Origin of the sequence: Cohnella sp. GCM10027633 (assembly GCF_042675445.1) — a bacterium.
GTDB lineage: Bacteria > Bacillota > Bacilli > Paenibacillales > Paenibacillaceae > Cohnella.
On sequence record NZ_JBHTGV010000011.1, the window covers coordinates 147491 to 173146 of the forward strand.

The 25656-nt window shown below is 59.4% G+C and carries 15 protein-coding genes; 3 read left to right on the forward strand and 12 right to left on the reverse strand.

Features of this window, described 5'->3' with window-relative positions:
- Positions 1-120: 120 nt before the first annotated feature.
- A complete protein-coding gene (locus ACFQZG_RS21250) occupies positions 121-1119 on the forward strand; it encodes a transposase (RefSeq protein ID WP_378156171.1) in 999 nt (332 codons plus the stop codon).
- A gap of 308 nt (positions 1120-1427) precedes the next feature.
- On the opposite strand, the gene ACFQZG_RS21255 is transcribed toward ACFQZG_RS21250, so the two are convergent.
- From ACFQZG_RS21255 to ACFQZG_RS21265, 3 genes are read right to left on the reverse strand one after another with little or no spacing between them, the layout of a single operon-like run.
- The gene (locus ACFQZG_RS21255) at positions 1428-2573 is read right to left on the reverse strand and encodes an MFS transporter (protein ID WP_378156172.1); all 1146 of its coding nucleotides are present in this window, start codon (positions 2571-2573) and stop codon (positions 1428-1430) included.
- A gap of 43 nt (positions 2574-2616) precedes the next feature.
- Positions 2617-3510 carry a DUF72 domain-containing protein gene (locus tag ACFQZG_RS21260; RefSeq protein WP_378156173.1) on the reverse strand — a complete coding sequence of 298 codons (894 nt, stop codon included), beginning with the start codon at positions 3508-3510 and terminating at the stop codon, positions 2617-2619.
- The gene (locus ACFQZG_RS21265) at positions 3507-4499 is read right to left on the reverse strand and encodes a Gfo/Idh/MocA family protein (RefSeq protein ID WP_378156174.1); all 993 of its coding nucleotides are present in this window, start codon (positions 4497-4499) and stop codon (positions 3507-3509) included. Before ACFQZG_RS21265 ends, ACFQZG_RS21260 begins: the two co-directional genes overlap by 4 nt.
- Before the next feature lie 189 nt (positions 4500-4688).
- Here ACFQZG_RS21265 and ACFQZG_RS21270 point away from each other — a divergent pair, with 189 nt between their 5' ends.
- Both ACFQZG_RS21270 and ACFQZG_RS21275 read left to right on the forward strand, forming a co-directional pair.
- The gene (locus tag ACFQZG_RS21270) at positions 4689-6446 is read left to right on the forward strand and encodes a sensor histidine kinase (protein ID WP_378156175.1); all 1758 of its coding nucleotides are present in this window, start codon (positions 4689-4691) and stop codon (positions 6444-6446) included.
- Positions 6421-8043, forward strand: coding sequence for a response regulator (locus ACFQZG_RS21275; RefSeq protein ID WP_378156177.1), 1623 nt, complete (start codon positions 6421-6423; stop codon positions 8041-8043). Before ACFQZG_RS21270 ends, ACFQZG_RS21275 begins: the two co-directional genes overlap by 26 nt.
- Before the next feature lie 25 nt (positions 8044-8068).
- On the opposite strand, the gene ACFQZG_RS21280 is transcribed toward ACFQZG_RS21275, so the two are convergent.
- The 9 genes from ACFQZG_RS21280 to ACFQZG_RS21320 form a co-directional block, all read right to left on the reverse strand.
- Entirely contained in the window at positions 8069-10198 is a 2130-nt protein-coding gene (locus ACFQZG_RS21280; RefSeq protein ID WP_378156179.1) for a GH92 family glycosyl hydrolase, read from the reverse strand.
- Positions 10199-10202: 4 nt separating this feature from the next.
- Positions 10203-11249 (reverse strand): hypothetical protein, encoded by a 1047-nt coding sequence (locus ACFQZG_RS21285; RefSeq protein ID WP_378156181.1) that lies wholly within the window; start codon positions 11247-11249, stop codon positions 10203-10205.
- Positions 11250-11273: 24 nt separating this feature from the next.
- Positions 11274-12155, reverse strand: a complete 882-nt coding sequence (locus ACFQZG_RS21290; protein WP_378156183.1) for a carbohydrate ABC transporter permease — start codon at positions 12153-12155, stop codon at positions 11274-11276.
- A gap of 16 nt (positions 12156-12171) precedes the next feature.
- Entirely contained in the window at positions 12172-13071 is a 900-nt protein-coding gene (locus tag ACFQZG_RS21295) for an ABC transporter permease (protein ID WP_378156185.1), read from the reverse strand.
- Between the two features lie 75 nt (positions 13072-13146).
- Positions 13147-14847 (reverse strand): extracellular solute-binding protein, encoded by a 1701-nt coding sequence (locus ACFQZG_RS21300; protein WP_378156187.1) that lies wholly within the window; start codon positions 14845-14847, stop codon positions 13147-13149.
- A gap of 286 nt (positions 14848-15133) precedes the next feature.
- Positions 15134-18913, reverse strand: a complete 3780-nt coding sequence (locus tag ACFQZG_RS21305) for an S-layer homology domain-containing protein (RefSeq protein WP_378156189.1) — start codon at positions 18911-18913, stop codon at positions 15134-15136.
- A 272-nt stretch (positions 18914-19185) separates the two neighbouring features.
- Entirely contained in the window at positions 19186-22326 is a 3141-nt protein-coding gene (locus tag ACFQZG_RS21310) for an alpha-mannosidase (protein WP_378156191.1), read from the reverse strand.
- A 76-nt stretch (positions 22327-22402) separates the two neighbouring features.
- Positions 22403-23419 carry a LacI family DNA-binding transcriptional regulator gene (locus ACFQZG_RS21315; RefSeq protein ID WP_378156193.1) on the reverse strand — a complete coding sequence of 339 codons (1017 nt, stop codon included), beginning with the start codon at positions 23417-23419 and terminating at the stop codon, positions 22403-22405.
- Positions 23420-23460: 41 nt separating this feature from the next.
- Positions 23461-25596 carry a hypothetical protein gene (locus ACFQZG_RS21320; protein ID WP_378156195.1) on the reverse strand — a complete coding sequence of 712 codons (2136 nt, stop codon included), beginning with the start codon at positions 25594-25596 and terminating at the stop codon, positions 23461-23463.
- Positions 25597-25656: the final 60 nt, after the last annotated feature.

The following is a 25656-nucleotide window of genomic DNA, read 5'->3' on the forward strand; positions in this document are numbered from 1 at the left end:
TCTCTCCGCGCTTATCGTCACTATTCCGTTAGGTCAGAGATAATTTTTTTAACCAACAACAAATACGAACATATGTGTGCTACAATCAAATTAACCAAACATATGTTCGGAGATGGTCGTATGGGGATCACCATTATCATGAACGCGGCATCACCTGATTATGACTTCGGAGCATTCGAGGATTTTCCAAGCCTAGAGCAATTCACGGCGCATTATCAAGATGAAGAGACGTGCGCTCGAGCGTTATTCCAAGCCAAATGGCCGCGCGGATTCCGCTGCCCCCGTTGTTCGTACTCACGTTATACGATCGTTAACCGGCGCCGTCTCCCCCTATTCGAATGCGGTTCATGCCACCATCAAGCGTCGATTACCGTAGGCACCATCATGGAAAAGAGTCGCACCCCGCTCGTCCAATGGTTTAAGGCCATGTACCTCCATACGCGCAACGAAGGGATCAGCGCCCTCCGTCTGATGACGATAATCGGCACGACATACAAAACCGCATGGCTCATCTGTCACAAAATCCGCGATGCCATTACGCAGTCCGACGCCGACGTGCGATTAACCGGCAACGTTCACATCAACTGCGCGCAATACGGGACCCCCTACAACCCGACGGCTTATCGCCATCCGCAAGAACACCCTCTTCTTGTCGGGGCTTCCGTCGACCCGAACGGCACGATCTCTTATCTGAAAATCAAGCAAGTTGCAACCGATGATCTTTGGGAAGACATGGTTACCCCCAGCGGTCGCGAGACGTTCATTCAGGAGCATGTGGATGCAAGTCGCGCTACGATAACAGCCGTAATTAAAAAATATAGTTTCCAACGCAATCGGCAGCTGTTGGCGCTTGGCCGCCAAGCTTCTTGGTGGATTGACTCCGTTTTCTGCGGTATTGGAGCTAAGCATTTGCAAGCGTATCTGGATCAATATTGTTTCCTATATAATCTCGCTAACAATCGTAAATCGAACTTTATATCGCTTCTTGAACGCTGCGCGACAACCCCGGTGCTCACTTACGCCAATCTCATCAACAAACCCGACAAAACGCCTCGCACCCAAACTCTCGTCGCTCTATACCCAAAACTTGTTCGGCGAACTTCCCGAAGAGCCGGTTAACCTATCTATTTATTCCCGGTAACTCTTGAAAATTATTAGCTCGCTTTCAAATAAATTGCGACTAGGTATGCTACTGTGACTATGTCCACTGACCTGATGGTATAGTGACGATAAGGAGAGACGGATAGGGACGATCATCGGCAATACTCACGACAGAGCTCGAGATCAAGCTAAGTACGACTGACCCGATGGGATAGTGGCCATAAGGAGAGTCGGAGAGTGATATTCACTGCTGCCTCCCTCGCAAAAAAAAAAACGGCCCACGACCTTTCGATCGCGAACCGGTTCCTTATTTTGAGTAGTTTATATTATGCAGCGGCGGAACGAGGGTTTCGAAGCAGCACGCAGCTCAGCAGAAATCCGATCGCCGAGATCGCGGCCATTCCTTCGTACAACGTCCTGCCGCCCCATTCCTCGATCACCCATCCTCCGATCGAAGAACCGACGATGCCCGATACTCCGAAGAACAGCACGGTAAGCATGGTCTGTCCGGTCGACTTCCACTCGTCAGGGACGATCGAATACAAATATTGCATTGCGCCGACATAGAACAGAACGAAGGTTACCCCTTGCAGTACCTGAACGGCGACAAGCTCGTACGGTTGATCAGCGAAGGCGCTCAGCAGGAACCGCACCGCGTACAAGCCCGCGGCCAACGTCATGAACATGCGCTCCTTGCCGGGCTTGATCAGCTTCGCGCTAACGGCGAAGAACACGGTCTCGGTTATCGTCATGACGAACCAGGATAGGCCCGTTAACTGCACGCTGCCGCCCAGCCGTTCCATGTAGAGGCCGATGAACGTATCGTTCATCTTGTGCGGAATGGCAACGACGAGCACGATAAGGAAGAAAACAAGCGTATGCGATTGCATGAAGAACCGCTTCAGATGCTTGAACAGCGCCGGTTTCGGCGAAGCCTGCACGTCGGCGATCGTAAATGCGACGAGAAAAGCCGCTACGCCGATGCCCGCGTATATCCATGCGACGCTGCCCATCCCCCACTGCTGCAGCCCGTAGCCGGCGAGCAACGAGGTAACCGCGTACCCGAGCGCGCCGAACATGCGCACCGAGCCGTAGCTGACGTTCTCCCGCTGGGTCGTCTGGAAGTTGAGGCTCTCGACGAGCGGATCCGTGGGCAGGTAGAAGACGTTCATGAGCGCCACGAATAGCGCCAAGGTCCATAGCTCGGTCGAGCTGTACATGAACGCGCCGGCCGCGATCGAGCAAGCGAGCAGGAAGAGCAGCACTTTGCGAATGGTGCGGGCGCGATCGCTGATCATCCCCCAGAGCGGCTGCGACACGATGCTGATCAGGCTGCCCATGCTCAGGACGATACCGATATGCGTGCCGGATATGCCGATTCCGTCGGCGTATACCGGCAAGAACGAGATGAACAGCGCGAATAGGGAGAAGAACAGGAAGTTGAAGCTTTTTAATCTGGTTGTTACGGACATGTGGCGTTGCGATCTCCTTCAATGAAAAACGAATCCTCTTCAATTAGTCTTCTTCCGTGTGGAACAAGTCGAGCTGCCGCGGAATTTCGCGCGTCTCTTGGCCGAGCATCCGCATGAACTGCTTGGCGTTGCCCGCCGCGTGCCCGCCGGAATTGTTGTTGAACAGCATGCACACTTGCTTCGTATCCCTCAGCAGCAACGCGATGCCGCTCAACCATTCCGTCAGCTCTTCGGCGTTATATTGATACAAATAGCGGATTTCCCGCCAATTCGGCGACCCGCTCTGGTTCCAACCCGCGACGTTGCGGCCGTGCATGCGTACGATCGTCACGTCTTCCGTCGTCGCGGCGAGCACGGTCGGCACCGAACCGACGCCGGCTTGCGGCTCGTCGCAGACGCTATGAATCCAGCCCTGGTCTTTCATGAAGCCGATCGTCTTGTCCCGGTATTCTGGAGCGAACCAGCTCTGGTGACGGAACTCGAGCGCGCAAGGCACGTCTCCCATCCTCGCCTTCGTCTCGCGAAGAACGCGAACGTTGTCCTTCGTGCAGTCGAACCACGGCGGGTACTGGAACAGAACGGCCGTCAGCTTGCCCGCCTCCCTCATCGGTCGCACCGATTCGAGGAACGCCGCGTACATCGCTTCCACGCTCTCGTAAGGAGACTTGCTCGCGCCCCCCCGCTGATGTCCCGTCATCCCTTGGTACGCCTTCACGACGAACCGGAACGACGCCGGCGTGTCAGAGCACCAGCGCGCGGACCGTTCCGGCGGTTGGATCGCGTAGAACGAGCTGTCTACTTCTACGACGGGGAAAAACTCGGCGTACTGCGCGAGCCGGTCCTTGGACGCCGTCCCGGGCGGATACAGCTCGTTATGGTCGCCCCAACCGGCGAGTCCGACGACGACGCGTCCCGGATCGATGCGTCCCCCGCTCATGCGCCCGTAAGGTCCGCCGGGTAGACGAGCCCGATTTGCTTCCGCGCCTCGTCCATGATGCGCATGGCCCCTAGCGAATTCGCCCACGTATTCGTCTCCGACTGGGCTTGTCCGCGCAACACGAGATCGATGAAATGCTCGGTCTCGTAATACATGTGCTTCTTCGGCTGCTGTCTCGTCAGCGTCTCGACGGTTCCTTCCCGGTAGCGGATTTCCACGTGCTCCGGCGTATTGATCTTGTCGATAACCATCGTCGCGTTCTCCCCTTGAATTTCTGCGGGCGCGTACGAGGACGATATTTTCGAATATATGATCGAGGCATTGAAGTCGCCATAGTTAAGCTGCAGGCTGCCTTGGCCGTCGACCCCGGATTCCAGCATGTACGCGTCGGCCTGAACCCGCTTCGGCTCGCCGAACAACGTCACGAGCGGATAGAGGCAATAGATGCCCAGATCCATGAGCGCCCCGTTCGACAACTCCGGCTTGAACGCGTTCAGGACGGTGCCTTCCTTGTACGCATCGTAACGCGAGGAGTACTGGCAATAGCTCGCGAAGTAGCGCCGGATCTTCCCCAGCTTCGGCAAGTTGTCCGCGATCGCTTGGAAATTCGGCAGATGCGTCGTCAGCAGCGCCTCCATGAACGCGACTCCGTTGCGCTCGGCCGCTTCGATCATCCGCAGCAGCTCCGCTTCGTTCGACGCGACGGGCTTCTCGCACAGGACATGCTTGCCCCCGTTCATGCACGCGATGCCGTGCTCCGCATGGACCGAATTCGGCGTCGCGATATAGACGACGTCGAACGCCTCGCTGTCGGCGAACGCCGCCAAATCCGTATAGACGTGCGCGATGCCGTGCTTGTCAGCGAACGCCCGCGCCTTCTCCTCCGTCCGCGAATAGACGGCGGTCAGCGCGAACCGATCGCTCTCCCGCGCCGCCTCGATCCATCGCTCCGTAATCCAGTTCGTTCCGATAATGCCGAATCTGACCATGATGTTCCTCTTCCTCTCGTTAACCTGCGGTACCGATTTATGCCTCTATATTACCGTTATTTTCGCCGAAGATCATCCGTTCTCTACTTGTTGTCGACTTTTCTCTACTAATTGCAAGAACGCCGCCCCATGTAAGCGTTCCCCGCGTTATACTTAGGAGTACGCTACGACGAAGGAGACGGACGAACGGTGGGCTTCCTGCGACGATTGACCTTATTCCCCAAGCTCGTCCTGACCTTCCTGGTCATCGTCATCCCGCTCGTGACGATCAGCTTGCTCATGAACATCCGCAGCGAGAGGCTCGTGCGCAACGAGATTACGAGCTCGATGCAGGCGAAGGTCAACTATTACATGAACGCGCTCGAGGACGACTTCGGTCCGCTCGTGACGCTGCAACAACAATATACGCTGGACGACGACGTCAACAATCTCGCCTACTCTTCCATCATCATGTCCAGCGAGCAATATACGAAGGCGGTCAAGAACGTCCAGAAGAAGCTGCTCATTCTGAAAAACATGAGTCCGTACGTGCAGGACGCCTTCGTGAACTTCCCGGAGCTGAATCGCAAAATATCCGCCACTTCGTTCAACACGTTGATTCCGGACGAAGCCGCGGCGCTGAATACGATGGTTAACCCTTACGAATCGCCGTTCATTACGTACCGCGACAGGTTGTGGATGAGCCTGCCGTATCCGAACACGACGCCGGTCGGCAAAGGGTTCACGATCGCGCTCGAAATATCGGGCAAGGCGATCCGGGAATCGCTGTCCGGCTTCCTGATCGACGGCAACGGCGGCGCGATGCTGCTCAATCAGGATTTCGGCTGGAACGAGATCGGCGGGCGCATCCCGTCCGGGGACCGTCCCGTCCAGGACCTGATCCGGGAACAGATCTCCTCAGGCCGAACGAGCGGTTACGAAATCGTGCAGGGCGGAGGCGACACGTATTACGGCTTCTACGAGAAGTCGGCGAAGCTCGGCCTTACGCTCGCCATCTTCGTCGACGAAGCCAGCTTCATCGGGCCGCTGAAGCAGTACGCCGTATGGCTGTGGGCGATCTCCATCGCCGCGCCGATCTTGATTCTGCTCTTCTCCTACCGGATGTACAAGACGATTCATACGCCGCTGAAGAGACTGGTCCGCGCGTTCAGGGGACTGGAGAAGGGCAATCTGTCCTTCCAGCTGAACTACCGGTCGCGGGATGAATTCAACTACTTGTATTTGCAATACAACCGTACCGTGTCGAGGCTGCAGGAGCTGATCAACGAAGCGTACGTCCATCAGTACGAGATCAAGGTCGCGGAGCTGAAGCAGCTGCAGTCGCAGATCAACCCGCATTTCCTGTACAACAGCTTCTTCAACCTGTACCGACTCGCGAAGCTGCAAGAGAACGACAAGGTGATCGCCTTCTCGAAGCATCTGGGCGAATACTTCAAGTACGTGACGAAGAACGCGGACTTCGTGCCGCTCGAGCAGGAGATCAAGTTCTGCCGCGCCTACGCGGCCATCCAGGGAATCCGGTTCGACGATCACGTCAAGGTCGCGTTCGGGGAAGTGCCCGAACGGGTCGGACAGTTGTCCGTTCCGAAGCTGCTGCTGCAGCCGCTCATCGAGAACGCCTACCAGCACGGGCTGGAAGACAGCATCGATCAAGGCAAGGTCGAAGTCTCCTTCGCGAATCTCGGCGATCGCGCCTCGATCTCGGTCGACGACAACGGCGCCTCGACCGACGAAGCGAAGCTGGCCCATATCGTCGCGCTGCTAAGCGATCCGGATTACAAGACGGACAGCGAAGGGCTGCGCAACGTAGATCTGCGCATCCGGCTCCACTTCGGGGAAGGCGCCGGGCTTGCCGCCGAGCGCAGCCCGCTGGGCGGACTTCGAATGACCATTACGATTCCGTACAAGGAGGACGCGACAAATGCACCGTCTACTGATCGTCGATAACGAACCGATTATCGTCCGCGGGCTGCAACAGCTCTTATCAGAGGAAGCGCCATTCGAGCTGGACGTCTACGGCGTCCATTCCGCCGAAGAAGCGCTTCGGCTGCTCGGCATGATGAAGATCGATATCGCCTTGCTCGATATCCGGATGCCCGGGATGAACGGCTTGGAGCTCCAAGCCCGAATAGCCGAGCAATGGCCGGGCTGCAAGGTCGTCTTCTTGTCGGGTTACGACGACTTCCAGTATATACAGACCGCCCTACGCCAAGGCGGCGTTGACTATGTCTTAAAGATGGACGGCGACGAAGCGATTGTCGAGGCGATCGGGAAGGCGATCGACGAGCTGTCGAAGTCCAGCGCGATGAACGAGTTGCTCGATCAAGCCAAAACGAAGCTCCGGCAGTCGCTGGCACCGTTGCAGAAGGACTACGTCGTTCAGCTCGTTCACGGCCTCTCTCCCGCCAAGCAAGAGCGGTTCGACGAATTGCGGATGCCGCTGGTCGAGGACGAGCCGGCGCTCGTCGTCATTACCCGTGTAGACCGCTGGGAGCCTTCGCATTCCGACGCGGACAAAGCGCTGATGTACTACGCGATCCAGAATATCGCCGGCGAGCTATGGGCCGGATGCGACGCGTTCGGCGTGATGCTCGATTATGCCACGTTGGCGACGTTCGTCCGGCCGCAACCCGGAGACCGCTGGGATCCCGCGAACGAACGATGGGTCCGCTTCGTCCATGGCCAGCTGGAATCGATCCAAGCGGCGTGCAAACGATACTTGCGCCTGCCCGTCTCGTTCGCGGTAAGCTCTAGGCCCGTCGAATGGAACGAGCTGCCGATGAAATACGCAGAGCTGAAGCAAATCTTGTTCTACGGCTTCGGCCAACGCGAGGAGATGCTGCTTACCGACGACGTAAGCCGGAATTTCGCGCAAGGCCCCGCGCAAAGCGAGACGGTCATTAAAGCCCAAAGCTTGCTCAAGCGGCTGCTGTCGTCGGAGATGGCGCTCGAGCAGCGCGTGCTGGGCGACTACGACGAGCTCGCCGAGCTGTCGCGCAAGCTGACCGTCAGGCATCCGTTCCTGTACGAAATGTACAACGGCGTCGCCTACATGCTGCTCGCCGCGATCAACCATCATCCGACGCCGGAACAATCGCACGACGCCGGCGCGCTCGGCAAGCTCGCTTCGTTGGACGCGCATGCTTCGTGGGAAGAGGCTATCGCGTTCCTGAGAGGCATCATCGTCAGGCTGCTGGAAACGCGCAACCAAGAGAGCGAAGCCGGCGCGCATCTGCTCGTGCTCAAGCTGAAGGGGTTCATCGAGGGCCATCTGAACGAGGACTTGTCGCTCGTCCGGCTGGCGGAGACCGTATTCTTGAACCCGACCTATCTGTCGAGACTGTTCAAGCAACAGACCGGACAAGGCATATCGGAATATATCGCGGAGCTGCGCCTTGCCAAGTGCTGCGACCTTCTGAAGTTCTCGAAGTTAAAAATACAGGACATCGCCATGAAAGTCGGGTTCGACTCGGCGACGTCCTTCGGAAGGTTTTTCAAACGGGAGATGAACGCGACGCCGCAGGAATACCGGGATTCCATGTAGCGTCGCCATGGGAGCAGCCGACGTATTAGTCCGCCGTCCCCCAACTTTTGTTCGGACGGTCGCCCATCCGCAGAATGAGAGTTCCGCCTCGCGCGACGTCCTCGTGCGCGAGCCATGGCCGATCGTGCGGCGCTCCGTTCAGCTCGGCGGACTGGATGTACTTGTTCTTGTCCGAAACGCCGATCGCTCGAATCGTGAACGTTCGCCCATCCTGCCCGCGCAAGCGCGTCTCCTCGAAAATCGGACTGCCGATATCGTACCGCGGCTTGCCCGGGCACGTCGGGTACAACCCGATCGCCGACCATGCGTACCAGGACGACAACGCGCCGGCGTCTTCGTCGCCGCAGATGCCGAGCGGGCCGGCTCCGAACCATAACTTCATGATTTCCCGGACTTTGCGCTGCGTCTTCCACGGCTGGCCCGCATAGTTGTACAAGTACGGAATATGGAACGCCGGCTCGTTGCCTTGGCAATACTGGCCGATCAAGCCCGTCGCGTCGGGGAATTGGTTGAGGAATTCGTACTTCGAGCCGCCGTACTGCTCGACGAACAACGCGTCGAGCTTGGCCGCCAACGCCCCGGTCCCGCCCATCAAACCGATCAATCCCTCGATGTCGTGCTGCACATGGAACGTATAGATCCACGAATTGCACTCCGCGAAGTAGTCCCTGCCGCCTTGGCCCCCGCCCCGCTTCGGATCGAAGCCTTCCACCCATTCGCCGTCCGCCGACTTCGGCGCCATGAATCCGATCCGCGAATCGTATACGTTCTTGTAGTTGGAAGCCCGCTTCATGAACAACGCGTAATCGTCCTCGTAGCCGAGCGCTATCGCCAATTGGGCGACGCACCAGTCGTCGTACGCGTGCTCGAGCGTAACCGACACCGCCTGCCTTCTCTCGTAGCCGTCGACCTCTGGCACCCATTCGGTCTCGCCCTTCTTGAGCGCGGGGAAGAACCCTTGCTCCGCGTATACGCGGTCGAGCTCGGTAAGGGGCTGGTTGTCCGTCCACGGAAGCATCGTCGCGTTCAGCGCGTTGTGCCGGACCGCGGCGTACGCCCGTTCCAAGTCGAAGTTCCGTTCTCCCTTCGCGTACGTGTCCAAGACGAACGCGGCGGCGTGATTGCCGGTCATATACGGCCGGTCGCCGTGCAGCGCCGGGAATTGAGGCAGCCAACCGTGCTGCTCGAACATGCGGACATAGGACATGATCATGTCCGACTGCATCGACGGTTCCAAGAGCAATTGCAGAGGATGCAGACAACGGTAGCTGTCCCACAGATTATCCATCGTGAGGTAGGCGTGCGCCCCGGCTTCGTTGACTTGTCCGTTGAAGCCGCTATAATATCGTCCGTCTTCGGTAATGTCGATCATCGGCAACAGCGAGCGGTACAGCGCGGTGTAGAAAACGGAGCGCTGTTCTTCGCTGCCGCCGTCCGTCCCGATGCGACCGAGCGCCTCGTTCCATACGGTACGCGCCTTGTCTCGAATTTGTTCGAAGCCGTCGTCGCCGATCTCGCTATGCAAGTTGCGGCGCGCCTGCTCCGCGCTCACGTACGAGAGGCCGACTCGAACCTCGACAGGCGATTCGTAAGCCGGCTTAAACGCGGCCGCAACCCCCGCATCGGTCTCGTTCGTCCACGCGGCGCAAGATTCGAACGGCCGCGAGAACGTCAGATGGACGTAATGCGGCACGCCCGCCTGCAGCGCATTCCCGCTCAGCGTCCGATCGTCGATCGCCTCGATCGCGGCCCCCTGCGGCATGCGCAGCAGGACTCTCGCGTTCGGACGTTCCGGGAACGAGAAACGGAAGTACGCGCACTTCTCCGTCACCGTGTATTCCGCCCATATATCCGCGTCCTCGAGCAGCACCGAATAATGGTGCGGCGATGCCGATTCGAAGTCGTGATCGTAGCCGGACGCGCAAGCGTCTTGAGCCGTGTCCGCGCGTTCGCACGTCGCCATGAGCGATACGCATCCGACCTGGAAGCCGTGAATCCGGTCGGCCAAGTATCGGTCCATGATGCCCGGCGTCGTCACCGGCGCAACCTGCGCCATGCCGTGCGGCAGCGCGACGTTCGGCGTCGTCGCCGTCAGCAACTGCCCGATCGATCCGATATAAGGATTCACGTAGTCGACGTAATCCCGATTCTTCATGCCTTCACTCCTTGTTCAAGCGCTTGCTCGTCGCCAGCGCGATGCAGCGGAACTCGCCCGCGCCCGCGTCGTCCGGAATGTTCGTCCGGTCTCCCGGCCTGCCGGGTCTGCAAGCGCAATAATAGTGATAGAGCGTGCCGTTCCAATAGAGGACAGATGACTTATGCGCGTGCCGCTCGTCCAGCTCGCCCGCGCCCCCGTGCGGAACGGACGGCTCGGACAACACTTCCCACGCGAGAAGGTCGCGGGAGACGGCCAACGCGCCTTGCGCGCGCTCTCCGTCGAAGCCGAAGCCGAAGTTCAGCCACGCGCCCGCCTCGCGATCGAACCGGATGCACGGATCGCTAAGGTATTGACTGTAGAACGTTCCCGCTTCCGTAGGGAGGACGGGATTGTCCGCATGCCTCGTCCAATGGACCAGATCGTCGGATACGGCAAGACCCGTTTCCTCCGTCCAAGGCCATTCGGGACGGTCCTTGGCGTTGTAGAACATCCAATACCGGCCTTCCGCCTCGATGACGCAGCACTTGTATAGCCCGGCCCGCTCCCAATCTCCGCCGTTCTCGTACGTGAGGATCGGATCGTCCAGCCGATACCAGGTCATCAGATCCTCGTCCTCGCACCAAGCCAGCCCCATCTTCGCGCCGCCGGTCTCATAGCCGAATTCGGGATAGGAATGATAGACCATCCAGTATTTGCCGTCGATTTTCTTCAAGCGCGGCGTCTCGTATAGGTCGTTCGATTCGAGAACGATCCACGAACCCGCCGCTCCGACATGGTCCCAGCGCGAGCGATCCTCGCCCCGGTCCAAGATCACGCCCTCGGGTCGCCATTCGAGCAGGTCGTCGCTCGTCGCGAGCGCCGTCCGGTAGCCTAAGCCGTCGAAGCCGACGTGCATCATATAGAACTTGCCGTTATGCCGGAAGACGAACGGGCAGTCGACCGCCCACGCGTCGTAGCTTCCCGCCTCCCCCGAGCCTTGCAGCGCGGGAACGTCCCGTTTGAAGGGCGTTCGCGCGTGCGCGAGATGATTCCATCCTATTTCGTTCATCGCTCGCCATTCTCCTTCCGATCCTTATTCCTTCACGCTGCCCATGACGACGCCCTTGATGAAAAACCGTTGAAGGAACGGGTACGTGCACACGATCGGCAATGCCGCGAGGAACACCTGCGAAGCCTTCAGCGTGCGGTCCGATACCGAGGCGAGCGTCTCCGCGTCGCCGAGCGTCAGCAAGCTCAGGTCGTGGCTGATGACGACCGTCTGCAGATAGCTTTGCAGCGGGTAATTCTCGGGATTGTTCATGAGAATGAGCCCGTCGAACCACGAGTTCCAATGCCCGACCATCGTGAACAGGATGAGCGTCGCGATCGCCGGCATCGAGAGAGGGACGTAAATTCGCCATAAGATTTTCCAATACCCGGCCCCGTCGACGAATGCCGCCTCCTCGAGCTCCTTCGGCAATCCGCGATAGAAGTTGAGCAGCAGAACGACGTTGAACACGTTCACCGCGCCGGGCAAGATGAGCGCCCCCATCGTGTTGAGCAAGTGCAGCTTCTGAATGATGATGTACCAAGGGATGAGGCCGCCGCTGACGAGCATCGTCAGGACGAAAAACCAGACGTAAAACAGCCTTCCCTTGAACGACGCCGGCTCCCTCGACAGCGGATACGCGAGCGTGATCGTCAGCAGCATGTTCACCGCGAGGCCGATCGCGACCCGTTCCACGCTGACGAGCAGCGCACGCAGAAATTGAGGGCTCTCCAGCACGAATTCATAGGATTTGAACGTGAAGTCGACCGGCCACAGCTTGACCATGCCGGCGTTGGCCGCCGTGCTGGAACTGAGCGACACGGCCAGCACGTTGACGAGGGGGAGCAGACAGAGAAGCGCCAGCAGAGACAGGAACGCGGCATTGCCGAAGCTGAATATTCGCCCGGTCATTGAAGTTGATTTCATCGTATGTCCGCTCCGATCAGAAAATTCTGTAGTTGGCGAAACGATGCGCCAAGTAGTACGAAGTAGAGATCAGCACGACCGATACGGCGGACTTCATGAGCCCTACCGCCGTCGCCAGGCTATACTGCGAATCCACGAGGCCGAGACGGTACACGAACGTGTCGATAATGTCGCCGCTCTCGTACACTTGCGGGCTGTACAGGTTGAAGATTTGGTCGAAGCCGGCGTTCAGCACGTTGCCGAGGCTGAGCGTCGTCAGCAGAATGACGACCGGCAGGATGCCCGGCAGCGTAATGTGCAGCGTCTGCCGCCAGCGGGTCGCGCCGTCGATGACGGCGGCTTCGTACAACGAAGGATTGATGCCGGTCAACGCGGCCAAGTAGACGATCGTGCTGAACCCGAATTCTTTCCACACGTCGGAAGCGACGATGACGCCCGGGAACCAATGCACGCTGCCCAGAAAATAAATCGGCTCGACTCCGAACATTCCGAGGAACTGGTTAACGATCCCCGTCGTCGGAGACAGGATGTCGATGAGCACCCCGCCGAGAATGATCCACGATAAGAAGTGAGGCAAGTAAATCATCGTCTGGATCCACCGCTTGAACGCTTGCTTGCGAAGCTCGTTCAGGAGCAGCGCGACGACGATCGGGACGATCAGTCCGGCGATAATCTTCATGACCGCGATGAACACGGTGTTGCGGACGACTTGCCAGATGTCAGGCAGGTTGAACATATACTCGAAGTTGTCGAGTCCGTTCCACTTGGAACCGAAAATGCCTTTGACGAGAGAAAACTTCTGGAACGCGATGACGAGGCCCCCGATCGGGCCGTAGCTGAAGACGAGAACGAGCAAGAACGACGGCAATACCATCAGATGCAACGGCAACTGCCGCTTGAATTTGGAGCCGAACATGCCGGATCCCCCTTTCTTAAAGGCCGAAAGGCCGGAAGCGATGTCCCGGCCTTCCGATGACGATGCGATCGCCGATTATTTGCTTGCGTACCACTCGTTCACTTCTTGCGTGATTTGCTCGCCGCCGAGCTTGTTCCAGTCGGACACGAACTTGTCGAAGTCGGAGATCGGCGCGCCGATGATGATGTTCGTGAACGTCTCGAGCACCATTTTGTCGAGAATCGCCTTCTTCTCCGTCATGCCCGGCGTCGGAGCGCCGAGGAATTCGTTCTTCACGAGCAAGCCTTGGTCGACGTAGTTGGCGCCGATGACCGCCCAAGAGCCGCCCTCGCCGAATACTTTGTTCGTGCCCCAGTTCGTCCGGTCTCCGCCCTTGAACAAGGTGATCTTGTCGAAGTAGGCTTTCTCTTCCGGCGTCAGCTTGGCGCCGTCGTTCGCTTGCAGCGCAGCGACGACGTTCTTGTGCACGGTCAGCAATCCCGCAGGCGTGCCGAAGCCGTTCGCGAGCATCGCGTACTTAAAGAATTCGATGCCGTCGGCGCTATGGTAGATAGCGGGCTCTGCGTTCTCGCTGACGATCTTCTCGTTGTAGAAGTTGAGCAGCTTCACGATCGCTTCCGGATGAGCCGCGCCTTTCTTGACGACCCAGAACGAGTTGAAGTCTGCGGTCGATTGCGCGCTTGCCGGCGTACCGTCCGCGGAAGGGATCGGGAACGCGCCCCACTCGGCGTTCGGGTCTTTGGTTACGTTGTCTTGCAGCGGCCACAGCGGATTCCACATCGCGCCGAAGCTCATGCCCACGCCGCCGGCCGTCTGCAGCTCGGCCGCCTTGCCGCCGTCCTTGACGCCGAATTCCTTGTCGATGACTCCGGCCTTATACAGCTCTTGCAGCTTGGCGAGCGCGGTCTTCATCTCCGGTTGAATGCTGCCGAACACGAGCTTGCCGCCAGCGTCCTTCACCCAGATGTTCATGTACGCATGGTAAGCGTTCATGAAGCCGGACAGGTCGGGGTATCCGCCGATGACGTCCTTGGAAGCCGCCAAACCGTAAGTATCCTTCTTCCCGTTGCCGTCCGGGTCCTGGTTCGTGAACGCGTCCGCGATCTTCAGGAAGTCGTCCATCGTCTTCGGCTCCGGCAGGTTCAGCTTCTTGAGCCAATCGGTGCGCACCCACAGCAGCGGCGCTCCGCCCAAGTAATCTTCCGCCGGCGGAATCGCGACGAGCTTGCCATCATAGGAGGCGGCGATCTTCGCGTTCGCGCCGCGGTCGATCATCTCCTTGGTCAGCGGGGAACCGTAGTCCGCCACGATCTGGGTCAGGTCTTCGAGCTGATCGTTCTCCGCAAGCTCGCGGAGCTGCTTCGCGTCGACCATGAAGAAGTCCGGCAATTCGTTGGACGTGATCGTCAGGTTCATCTTCTGCGTATACTGGTTGCCTTCGCCGTTGACGACCCACAGGTTCTTCAACTTGATGCCGAGCTCGCTCTCGTAAGCGCGCGTCCAAGCGTTGTTCTCGAGAGATTCGCCTTCCTTGTACTTGAACGAGGAGTCCGTGTAGCGGACGGTCGTAATCTCGATCGGCGGATCGTACTTGGCGTTCGGATCGATTGCCTGCGAAGCCGGAGCCGATTCGGAAGCCGGCGCGGACGCCGACGGCGCTGCCGACGATGCGGACACGTTGTTGCCGTTGTCGTTATTGTTGCCGCATGCGGTCGTAACCGCGAGCAGCAGGCTAAGCGATACGGCTAAGCTTCTATTGCGTAGTTTCCTGTTCATGCTTTGCCTCCCCTAATGTGTGCGAAATAAGGATAGTTAGGAATCGATCCCTATGGGCTTAATGATAAGACACGCCGGCGGGCGATGATATCGTCCGTTGTTGACATCCGGTCGACAAATTTCAACTTGTTGATATCGACTCCGGTAGAGAAAGTACATGTATCTCCCTCCGCAGCTGTTACGGTTGAGAAATCTGAATGGTTAACCCGTTACAAGGTGATTTCTCTACCGTAAAGGCTGACGCTCCGCTCTTCGGGAGACACATGTACTTTCTTTTCGGTCGATTTTATTTCAATAGATTATAGAGCTTATAGAGCATTGCTGCCGTCTCCGCGCGGGTTGTCGTGTCCTTCGGGCGAAGGGAGCCGTAATTGCCTTGAATCAAGCCCGAACGGATCAATGCCGATACGCTATCCTTCGCGTAAGCGGATACTTCGCCGATATCTTGGAACCGGCTCGGGTCCGCCGCGTCGGACTGCGGAACGGTAATCTTCGCCGCAGCCAATGCCCGGTCCGTCAATACCATCATTTGTTCTCTCGTGATCGGATCGTTCGGGTTGAATCGGTTGTCGCCGCTTCCCGTAGCGATGCCCAGTTGTCTCGCCGCCGCCAGCGGCTGGGCGTAATAAGCGTCCTCGGGCACGTCGGAGAACGGTTTCCCGTTCGCGCCTTGCCAATCGAACGTTCTTGCTAGGAACGCGACGAATTCGGCGCGGGTAATAGGCTTGCCGGGGCTGAACTCGTTATCCGCGGTACCGTTAATGATTCCCTTGGACGCAAGCCCTTCGATCGCGTCTTGCGCCCAACCGTACGAGCCGATATCGTCGAACGTCTTACGGACGTAAGCGACCGCATAGGTGCTGAAATGCGTGACGGAGAACGTAACTTGGCCGGCAGCGGCGTCGTAACGCCCATTCGGAACCGCGATCACGTTGCCCGCGCCGTCGATATACCGTACGACGATGTAATCCGGATGCGCCGACTCTTCCGCGGTCGGCGTATACGGTATGCTTACTTTTACCGGAGTTTGCGGGTTGTTCCATTCGATCGTCTTTCCTCCGGATCGTAGACTAAGCTCGATGACCGGACGTTCTCCGATCTGTCGCTTCGCTTCTTCACCCAGTGTATCGGAATTTCCGCGTTCGATATGAACCGCGATCTCTCCTGCGGCCGCTTTTTCGTCCACGATCATGCCGCTCGGCAATTCGACCGTGGCTACGGGAGTCCTAACCTCGACGGTCATCGGGTTGTCGCTGGCGGAGAGCGCGCCGGGAGGCAATTGCTGTACGTATCCGGATGCGGTATTCGGGCTCGCGGAAGGCTTGATCTCAATGGAGATCTTACGGTTGCCGCTGCTAATCATCTTCTCCTTCGCCTGCTGCCAAGTCGTCGCGTCAAGCTTCGCGGTCACCGTGCCGTTATTGACCGACAGCTCGGGCTCGAACACGACCGCATCGCCGGTTATCGTCATCGGAGGCGAATTAGGAGGCGTATACGTCCCCGGATTCGTGTTTGTTTCCGGTTCGGGATCCGGGTCCGTCGGTTCCTCCCCGCTCGGCTCGAATACCCGCACGTAGTCGACGTACATATCGATCTGATCGCCGTACTTGGCCAGATCGATCGGCCATCCGCCGCCCAATGCCAGATTAAGCATGAAGTACATCGGCGTGTTGGCTTGCTCGAAGGATGCATGTCTCCATACTTCGACGTTATCAATGTAATAGATCACTTCCGTCGGGGTAATCTTCGTTCCGTATAAATGCCAAGTGGATGCGCTGTCCCCGTAAGCGAAATTGTCGGAGGAACAATTCGTTGCATGCGATTCCGGATTGCCCGCCCACCAATGCTTCGCCTGGCACGCGCCGCTAGGATTGTGACCGTAGCCTTCCACCGTATCGATCTCGGCGGTCGACGGCAGATGCCCCGCGCCCGAGCTGTTCTGCGACATCAGCCAGAATGCCGGCCATGCGCCTTTGCCCGCCGGCATTTGGATTCTGGCTTCGAAATATCCGTTCGTAGCGGCAATGCCCGTGCCGTCCAATCGGACGGAAGACAGCAAACCGCCGATATATTTGCGGTTCCAACCTTGCGGATCGACGTAGCCTTCCGGCGCTTTGCTCACCCGGATTCTTAAATAATCGTCATCCAAAATCGAGAACGGATTAACGGCGTCCGTCGGATCGGCGAAGATCGCTTCTCCGAACTCCGAGCCGTTCGGCCAATCCGGCTTGAGCGATGCGTATCTCGTACCTTCGCCCGTCTTCGATATCGACAGCGGAGCGGAGAAGTCGTCTTCGTACAACATGCGCATGCCTTCCGTCTGCGCGGGAGCGGCCGGTATACCCTTCTTCCATTCCACTCCGCCTGCATTGTACAACTGAAGGTAGCTTGTCGTAGACTTCGTGAAGTTCGGGTCGCCTTCGGGCGAATCCCATGCGTTCAGGATGACCGTCATCGGGCCGTGCGGCAATCGGTCGGCGGCGATCGTAATCGAACCGTTCCCTTGGTCGTCCAGCGCCGCGTTATCGAGCCAAGCGTCGTAGCCGTTCGGATCGGGATGCTCGGCGTCCGGTTGATGCCATACTCTCGCCCAGACGTTCTTCATGCCCGGCGCGTTGAATTGAATGTCGACCGTACCCGACACCGTAGCTCCGATTGCCGGAGAGGCAATCGCGATAGCGGGTTCTACTTCTACGACCGGCGGGGCGACCGGAACGGGCTCCTTGTTCGTATCCACGTAGGCAACTTCCGTAATCCCCGCGTAAGATCCCGGCTTATGGGTGAGAACGACGCGATAACGATCCGAGATCACCGTATCGAAGGTGACCAGATTGAGCGCGTTGGCCGCAGGCTCGGCAGGCGACTTCACTTGACCCGGCACGCTGCTCCAGTCGCCTCCGTTCCAGTATTGAACGTCGTATGCGCTCGGAGCTTGCACGCCGCCGCCATCGTCGTAGATGAAAATGCCTGCCGCATTTTTCGAGAAGGCGGTTTCATATTGCGTCTGCACGTCGTCGGCGGCGTTCGGCGATCCGTAAGCCGTCCAGCGATTGCGCGGGAAATCGCTGAACGAAACGATTCCGTCGTTGATGTCCGCAATGGAGTCCCCGTTATTCGTATAGGATGCCGAAGCCGTTCCCGCGGAAGGAGGCGCGGGAAGCGATTGCGTGGCGGAGTCGACGTACTGGATTTCGGTTACGCCCGTTTTGGCATCGCCATGCGTGAACACGACGCGGAATTTCTGGGCTTCCACCGCATCGAACGTCGCGAGGTTAAGCGCGTTGCCGAGCGGTTCCGCCGGCGTCTTCTCCTGACCCGTCGCGCTCTCCCACTCGCCGGATCCGTTCAAATATTGAACGTCGTACGCCGTCGGCGCCTTGATTCCTCCGCCGTCGGCGAACAAGTATATCCCGACCGCGTCTTTCCGTTTCGGCGATCCGAAATTCGTCTGCACCCAATCGGACGCGTTCGGCGACTCATAGGAAGTCCAGCGGTTCCCCGTAGCCGCATCGTACGACACGATGCCGTCGTTCATATCGCTTACCTGATCGAGCCGGAACGTATACGACGCGGACGCGACGCCGAGCGGAGATACGGCCGCTCCCGGAACGGGTTCGGTGTTCGAATCGGCGAATACGATTTCCGAAGCGCCGCTCTTCGACCCGGCGTGCGTGAACAGCACGCGGAATTGGGTCGACGTCACGGCATCGAACGCGACGAGGTTCAGCTCGTTGCCCGCCGGCACCTCGGGCGACTTCACCTGGTTCGGCGCGCTGACCCAATCGCTGCCATCGTAATATTGCACGTCGTATGCGCTAGGCGCTTTAATGCCGCCTCCGTCGTCGAAAATATAAATGCCTGCCGTGTTGTTCGATTTGGCGCTCGCGTATTCCAATTGCACCCAGTCCGTCGCGTTAGGCGACTCGTAGGCGGTCCATCGGCTTTTCGGCGTATCGTCGTAAGACACGATTCCGTCGATCGCATCCTCCAGCCGATCGCCGTGGTACGTATACGATGCCGTTACGGATACCGCCGAACCCTCGTCCGCCGCGAAAGCGGAAGGCACGATCGTAAAGCAGCTCGCTGCGAGTACGCAGGATAAAACTAGCGAAATACATTTGCGTTCGAATCGCTTCTTCATTGCCGGTTAGCCACTCCATTCTGCTCGTTGAATGTTCCCATTCCACTCGTCCGGAATGTGGATACGTTTACAATAAGGGAGCGACCGGCTCCGGAAAATCGTCCTTTCGCGACATCGCGTCTACAATTCTCAACTACTTGCCTTTACGTAAAAATCCGGCACCGAAGGGCTTCCCCCTCCGGTGCCGGATCGCTGGATTAGGCTTCGAACGTGACGAGTACCGTCTTGATCTCGTATGGCGATACGTTCAGCTCGATCGGCAAGCCGGTTACGGTTTCGCCGATCGGACGCTCCATCAGATCGCATTCTTGCCACGAGGCGACGGCGAAGTCGCTCAGCAGCCTAACGCTTCCGCGCGCGCCGGTGAACTCGTGCAGCCGGACGACGACGCCGTCGCCGTCCTCCGCCCGCTTCGCGGCGTCGATGAACACGTTATCGCGATCCGCCTTGAACAGGCTCCGGCCGGATTGCGGCGCGCTGCCCGCGATTGCGAGCATCGGACTGTTCAGCGCCCAGGCTTCGCGCACGGTGTTGCCCGCGACCCAATCGCCGCGATGCGGCAGGAGCGAATACGTGAAGACATGCTCGCCCGCGTCCGCCGTCGGGTCCGGGTACTTCGCGGATTTGATGAGCGACAGCCGAATCGTATGATCCTTGATGTCGTGGCCGTACTTGCAGTCGTTCAGCAGGCTGACGCCGTAGCCTCGCTCGGACAAGTCGACCCATTGGTGGCCGACGCTCTCGAACCGCGCGTAATCCCAGCTCGTGTTCCAGTGCGTCGGACGCTTCACGTTGCCATACTGAATGTCGTACGTCGCCTCGGTCGAACGGACCGAAACCGGGAAGGCGACCTTCAGCAGTTGCTGGCGCTCCTGCCAATCGACGTTCGTCTCGAAGTCGATTCTGCGGCTGTCGGCGTAGACGCGCACCGTCTGCACGACCGTCGAATCCATGTACGTCCACTCGAAGCGGACGGCGGCTTCCGCGACGCCCGCACGGACGAGCCGCACGGACTTCAGATCGGCGATTTCCCGCATTTTCTCCTGGTAGAACAGGTCGACGTCCCAAGCCTCGAAGTCCTTCGGCTTATCTTCGAATACTTGAAGCACGTTGCCGCGTTCTCCGTTCGCGAGAACTTCGCGGCCCGCTTCGACGTCGTAGATTCGGGTCAATTGGCCTTGCGCGTTCCATTCGATCTTGTAGAACGGCGTGCGGATGCCGCCTTCGCGATACGAGAACGGCGAAGCCGCCCGCGATGGCTCGGCAGCTTGCGCGGCATCGAACCGGATCGTGCGGCTGCCCATCGACGGCACGCCCTCGACGCGCACGCGCCATTCGCCTTCGGCGTATTCGGCCTGCAGCGTCCGCCCTTGGTCGTCCGTCCAGACGCCTTCGGCCGGCTCGCCCGCGATCGAGACGAGCTCCGTCCGGTCGAACGAAGCGCTGTTATAGACCGTCCACGCACCCGGTTCGCCGGCCTCGCCGCGCAGCGTGCCGGCGGCGCCTTCGACCGCCGCGAGTCCGATCCGCTCCGCTTCCGCGTACTCGACGCGAGAATCCTCGTACACCTCGGGAATCGACGAACCCGGTATGATGTCGTGGAATTGGTTGCGGAGAATGATTTTCCATCCCTCGTTCAGCGCTTTATGCGGATAATCGGCGAACGAACCTTGAGAGGCCGCTGCCAGCGACTGCAGCCATTCCGCGTCGCGGTACAACAGCTCGAGCTTGCGGTTCATCCGCTTGTTGTACGCTTGGCTCGTGTACGTGCCCCGGTGGTATTCGAGATACAGCTCCCCGTCCCACGTATGCACGTATTGATCGGTCGACGCCACCGTCTCGCGAAGCTTCGCGAAGTAGTCGCCCGCGCGGCCGGTGACGACGTTCGGCAAGCCCGGCATGTCGTTCAGGCGCCGGCGCATCTCGAGCATGTCGCGGTTAACGCCGCCTCCGCCGTCTCCGTAGCCGTAGGAGAGCAACAGCTCTTGGTTGACGTTCTTGTCGCGGTACGTGTCCCAGATGCCCTTCACGGCGAACGGTTCGATGAGCCCGTTGTACGTATACCACCATACCGTCGAGCCCGGAATCTCCGGCGTCGTCACGAAGTGCGTCAGCATCTCCGTTCCGTCGATGCCCCGCCAGTTGAACGTATCGTGCGGCATCCGGTTGTATTGGTTCCAGCTGATCTTCGTCGTCATGAACGTCTTGATGCCGGACTTCTTCAGAATTTGCGGCAGCGCCCAGCTATATCCGAACACGTCGGGCAGCCAGAGATAGTCGCATTCGACCCCGAATTCCTCGCGGAAAAATCTCGTCCCCTGCAGCAGCTGGCGCACGAGCGACTCCCCGCTGACGAGGTTGCAGTCGGCCTCGAGCCACATCGCGCCTCCCGCTTCCCAACGGCCCTCGGCAATGCGGGCTTTCATCTGCTCGTAGATCTCCGGATAGTCGTCCTTGATATAATCGTATAATTGCGGCATCGTCTGCAGGAATACGTACTCCGGATAACGTTCCATTAGACGCAGGACGGTCGTGAACGATCTCGCGGCTTTCTCCCGCGTATGGGTCAGGCGCCACAGCCACGCGACGTCGATGTGCGTGTGTCCGATCGCGGTGACCGTCACCGGGTGATGCTTCGGGAGCGCGGCCAATTGCGCGGCCAGTTCTTCGTCGGCCGCGGCGACGGACGCATAGAACGCGTCGCTGCCGGGCTTCGCCCAGTCGATCAGCTTGAAGGCGCGATCGACCGCGACGAGCAGCGATTGCTTCAGAGGGTCGCTATCGGCGAGCAGGTTCGAAGTGTGCAGCGCCGCGCGGCCGGCATAGTACAGATTGTCCGCGGCCGCATCGAGCCAAGCGAGCGAAGCGCGGTTGAACTTATGCTCTTGGGGGGTCTGTTCGCCGCCGCCTTCGAGGCCGGACCAGAGCCGGAACGTGAACTCGAGCTCCGAGCCCGCCGCGTCGTCAGGCAGGAATACTTCCGGATGGTTCGAATCGACACCTTGATACGGCACGCCGTTCAAGTAGAGCAACGATTCGAAGCCGGAGTTATGGCCCCCGCCGGTCTTGCCGAAGTCGAACAAGCCGACGACGGTGCGGCCTTGCCATTGCGCCGGCACGCGAACCGCGCGTTGCGCCCAGACGTACCGGTCGCGGCCGTCCCATCTGTCTCCGATTCGGAACGGTGCCGGTTCGTTAAGCTTAGGGGCGCGTTGCACGCCGTTCGCCTTGTCCTCGTCCTCCTGTCTGCCCCACTCCTCCAGACGGATTTCCTCGCGATACCTCAAGCCCGCCAATTCCTGCAATCTTCGATCCAGCTTCTCTACCGTCCAGAACATTCGACCATCTCCTTTGGGATTGTTAACGAATAATGATTACTCGTGTTATCATTGGGCAAAAAAAGAGACATGCGCCTTAAGCGCTATCTCCCCGCACCCATACGGCGCGAAACTTGCCGTCAGGCGCGGCTCCGTCTACGAAGCCAAGCTCGACCTGCGCCAGTACGCGCTCGACCGCCGCTTCGCCCATCCGGGCGTACGGAATTTCCATGCAGCTGAGCGACGGAACCATGTATCCGCTGCTTCGCCGGGTGTTGTCCGCGGCCATGACGCGCACGTCTTCGCCGATTCTCAGCTTCAAGTCCCATGCCGCCTTGTAGAAGGCGGGTGCGCGATCCGACCAGTTGAGCAAATACGAGACCGGCGTCCCCGGCGCGGAAGACGCGCGGAGCAGCTCTCTGAACGCCGCTTCGTCCCCGCCGATGAACCGTACGATTCGCGGTTCGGCGCCGCGCGCTTCGCACCAGGCGACGTAGCTGTTCGCCCGCTCGCGCTCCGCCCAGTTGCCGCCGGCCTCATTCAACGTCTGCACGAAGACGGGAACGGTCTTTCCACCGCCCGTCATGGCATCGAGCGCGTCCGAGATGCTTCCCGCGTAGTCGGCTTGAACCGACGGAACGTCCGTCGATTCCGCGTACCCTTCGACCGATACGTACGGGATGCCGAGCTCTCGAATTCTCCGGGCCCACTCCGCGTCGTCGTAGCCGACGTGATCCAACGTGACGATGCCGTCGATCTTCTTGCCCAGGTAGAGCGGAAGCAGATCGTAACGGTCCTCTTCTTCCGCATGCCCGCCGAGCAGAATATGATAGCCGTGCTTCGCGCAAGCGCGCTGCATCCCTTCGAGCACTTGCAGGAACAGCGGCTGATCCATATCGCCGAGCGCGGCGATGCACTTGCTTCGTCCCGTCTTCATCGCGCGCGCTTGAACGTCCACGTGGTAATTCAAATCGCCGATCGCCTGAAGCACGGCGCACCGCTTCTCTTCGGACACGCGAATGCCCTTGGTCCCGTTCAAGATCGCGGACACGACGCTTCTGGATACGCCGGCGCGTTCGGCGACGTCGCGGCTGCTGACGCGTTTATCTGCCATGCTCGTTAGCTCCTTTACTTTCAAGAAGATAACACGTGATATCACCGATTGTAAAGAATCTTCTCGTAGTCCGCTAGCTCGCCGTCCACGAACAGAGTCGCTCCCTCTTCGCCGATCGCTGCCGTTAGCCGCCCGCCTTGGAATCGCAAACCGATCAAGCCGCCTCCTTCGATGACGATGCTCCGGCCGGCGTATTCGAAGGCCGCGTTCAACGCGGAGCCGAATCGCGGCATGAGGGTCAATACGGAAGCGTCGCCCTGTAACGCGACCCTCCCGAGCGCGTCGGGAGGCAAGAGCAAATCCCGATACGCCTCCAGCTCGTTCAGCAGCGAATCGAAATACGGCGTCAGCGGCAGCTCGAAGGCGTAGCAAGAAACATTGCCGCGGCGAACCCCGAGCAACCGTCCGTCGTGCTTGATTAGCATCCGCGTATGTTCTCCGCCGTCCCGAAGCTCGAGCGGCGCGCAGCGCATCGGAATCCGATCGCCGGTAAACCACAAATCCCAGGCTACGTATTCGTATTCGCCCGGATATTCGCGTTCCCCGCCGGCCGGTTCCGCACCCGTTAACTCCGCGAACTCGCCGCGAATATCTCTGCCCTCCGTCGTGCACGTTCCCGGAGGCCCGATGAAGACGAGACGCTTCCCGGCGAGCTTCGCGTAGCTTCGTATCCGTTGCCAAGCCGCCTCCGGAAGCATCGCCGGCCAGAGCACGATCAACGCGTCGTATCGGGCGAGATCCTCCTCGAAGCTCGGAACGACGTCCGCCTCGATATGACGAAGCATCAGCTTGTGCAGCAGCGCCTTCATGCTCAGCCGGTGATAATGCATGAACGGATCGTTGCGATAGGCGACCGATTCCCACGCGTACATCACGGCCACCCGCGGACGAGCGACCGCACCGTCCGCGAACCGCTGCATGGCCTTATGCATGGCGACGCAGCGCCCCGCGGTCTTCCAGGTCGGATGATGCGGATATCCCGGCCCGAACGGCCCCGAATTGCCGTAAGCGTGGGCGACCCATCTTACCCCGCGGCAGGCAAGCAAGCGATGGTAGTAGACCATGTTGCCCTCGGTCGGCTTGCGGTCCCAACACATGTTGTACGCCAAGCCGCTGCCGGAATATTTCGCAAGCGATTCGGCCAGCATCGTCATGGACATCATCGTACGTTCCGCGTCGTACTGCGAGTCGACGAATCCGCCGCTCAGATTGTCCGTTAACCGGAAGTAGTCGATATTGCCCGCCCACAGATCGCCGGAATTCCCTTCGCCCCACCACGTGCTATGGAAGCCCGCGAAACGGGCGGCTCCGTAATTCGCCTCGTAGCGATCCTTCGCCAGCTTCTGGATGCGGTAGGTCGTCTCCATCGTCAAGTTGTAGTAGTCGAATCGCAGCTTCCCCGCCGTTCCGTCGCCCGAATCGTTCTGCAGCCAATAGATCCGGTCCAGGAAGTCGTAGCCGTACCGTTCCCGGAAGGCTTGCAGGAACGCCGTGCCCGCCAAGTAGACGCCCTCCGTCTTGCTGCCGGCGCCGAATTCGTCCAAAGCGAAGCCGTCCGGCCTTAACCCCTCGTATCGTGCTAACGACTCCTCGATCGCTTCGGCCATCGCGGGGCTGGCGTAATCGGGATAATCCGTCGAAAAGGCGGCGTACAGAAGAAGCTCGCCGTCCCTGCCGTACGTCCCGCTAAGCGTCGCCTCGTCCGTAAGCATCAGCGAGACATCCCGCAGGTCGTCCGTAATATCCAGGGCTTCCCGGAGAATGCCCTCTTCGCGCCGGACGTAGAACGCCTTGGCGATTCTCTCGAATACGGGCCGGGTCTCGATATGCCCGGCGGACGCAAGCTCGCGCAGCCGAACCTGGAACCTCCCGCCCCGCACGAAGACGCCGTGCTCGGCGATCCAAGTCTGCCGGGCTTCGGGATGCCGCTTCAAGAGACGCAGCCCGGGCCACGGCAAGATCGGGACGAAGCCCAGTCCATGCTTCCGCGCCTCCTCTTCGGCCGTTCGAAGCGCCTTCTGTCCGATTTCGTCCCATTCGTCGAAGCCGCAATTGCGGAATTCCAGCGCGATCGCGTCGAAGCCTTGCTCCGCGATATCCGCGACCGCCTGCCGAATCCGATCCGGCGAGGCCGCCATTGTCGTGTCTAGCAATAACATAATCGGCGATTGTATCATCGTATATCTCCCTTCCCGAGGAATAGCCGCGCCCTCCTTCTCGAAGAGCAGGAGGGCGCG

Bases quoted from the DNA above. Each gene is read 5' to 3' on its own strand.
- ACFQZG_RS21250 (WP_378156171.1), top strand. From the start codon at position 121: ATGGGGATCACCATTATCATGAACGCGGCATCACCTGATTATGACTTC.
- ACFQZG_RS21255 (WP_378156172.1), bottom strand. From the start codon at position 2,573: ATGTCCGTAACAACCAGATTAAAAAGCTTCAACTTCCTGTTCTTCTCC.
- ACFQZG_RS21260 (WP_378156173.1), bottom strand. From the start codon at position 3,510: ATGAGCGGGGGACGCATCGATCCGGGACGCGTCGTCGTCGGACTCGCC.
- ACFQZG_RS21265 (WP_378156174.1), bottom strand. From the start codon at position 4,499: ATGGTCAGATTCGGCATTATCGGAACGAACTGGATTACGGAGCGATGG.
- ACFQZG_RS21275 (WP_378156177.1), top strand. From the start codon at position 6,421: ATGCACCGTCTACTGATCGTCGATAACGAACCGATTATCGTCCGCGGG.
- ACFQZG_RS21280 (WP_378156179.1), bottom strand. From the start codon at position 10,198: ATGAAGAATCGGGATTACGTCGACTACGTGAATCCTTATATCGGATCG.
- ACFQZG_RS21285 (WP_378156181.1), bottom strand. From the start codon at position 11,249: ATGAACGAAATAGGATGGAATCATCTCGCGCACGCGCGAACGCCCTTC.
- ACFQZG_RS21290 (WP_378156183.1), bottom strand. From the start codon at position 12,155: ATGAAATCAACTTCAATGACCGGGCGAATATTCAGCTTCGGCAATGCC.
- ACFQZG_RS21295 (WP_378156185.1), bottom strand. From the start codon at position 13,071: ATGTTCGGCTCCAAATTCAAGCGGCAGTTGCCGTTGCATCTGATGGTA.
- ACFQZG_RS21300 (WP_378156187.1), bottom strand. From the start codon at position 14,847: ATGAACAGGAAACTACGCAATAGAAGCTTAGCCGTATCGCTTAGCCTG.
- ACFQZG_RS21310 (WP_378156191.1), bottom strand. From the start codon at position 22,326: ATGTTCTGGACGGTAGAGAAGCTGGATCGAAGATTGCAGGAATTGGCG.
- ACFQZG_RS21315 (WP_378156193.1), bottom strand. From the start codon at position 23,419: ATGGCAGATAAACGCGTCAGCAGCCGCGACGTCGCCGAACGCGCCGGC.
- ACFQZG_RS21320 (WP_378156195.1), bottom strand. From the start codon at position 25,596: ATGATACAATCGCCGATTATGTTATTGCTAGACACGACAATGGCGGCC.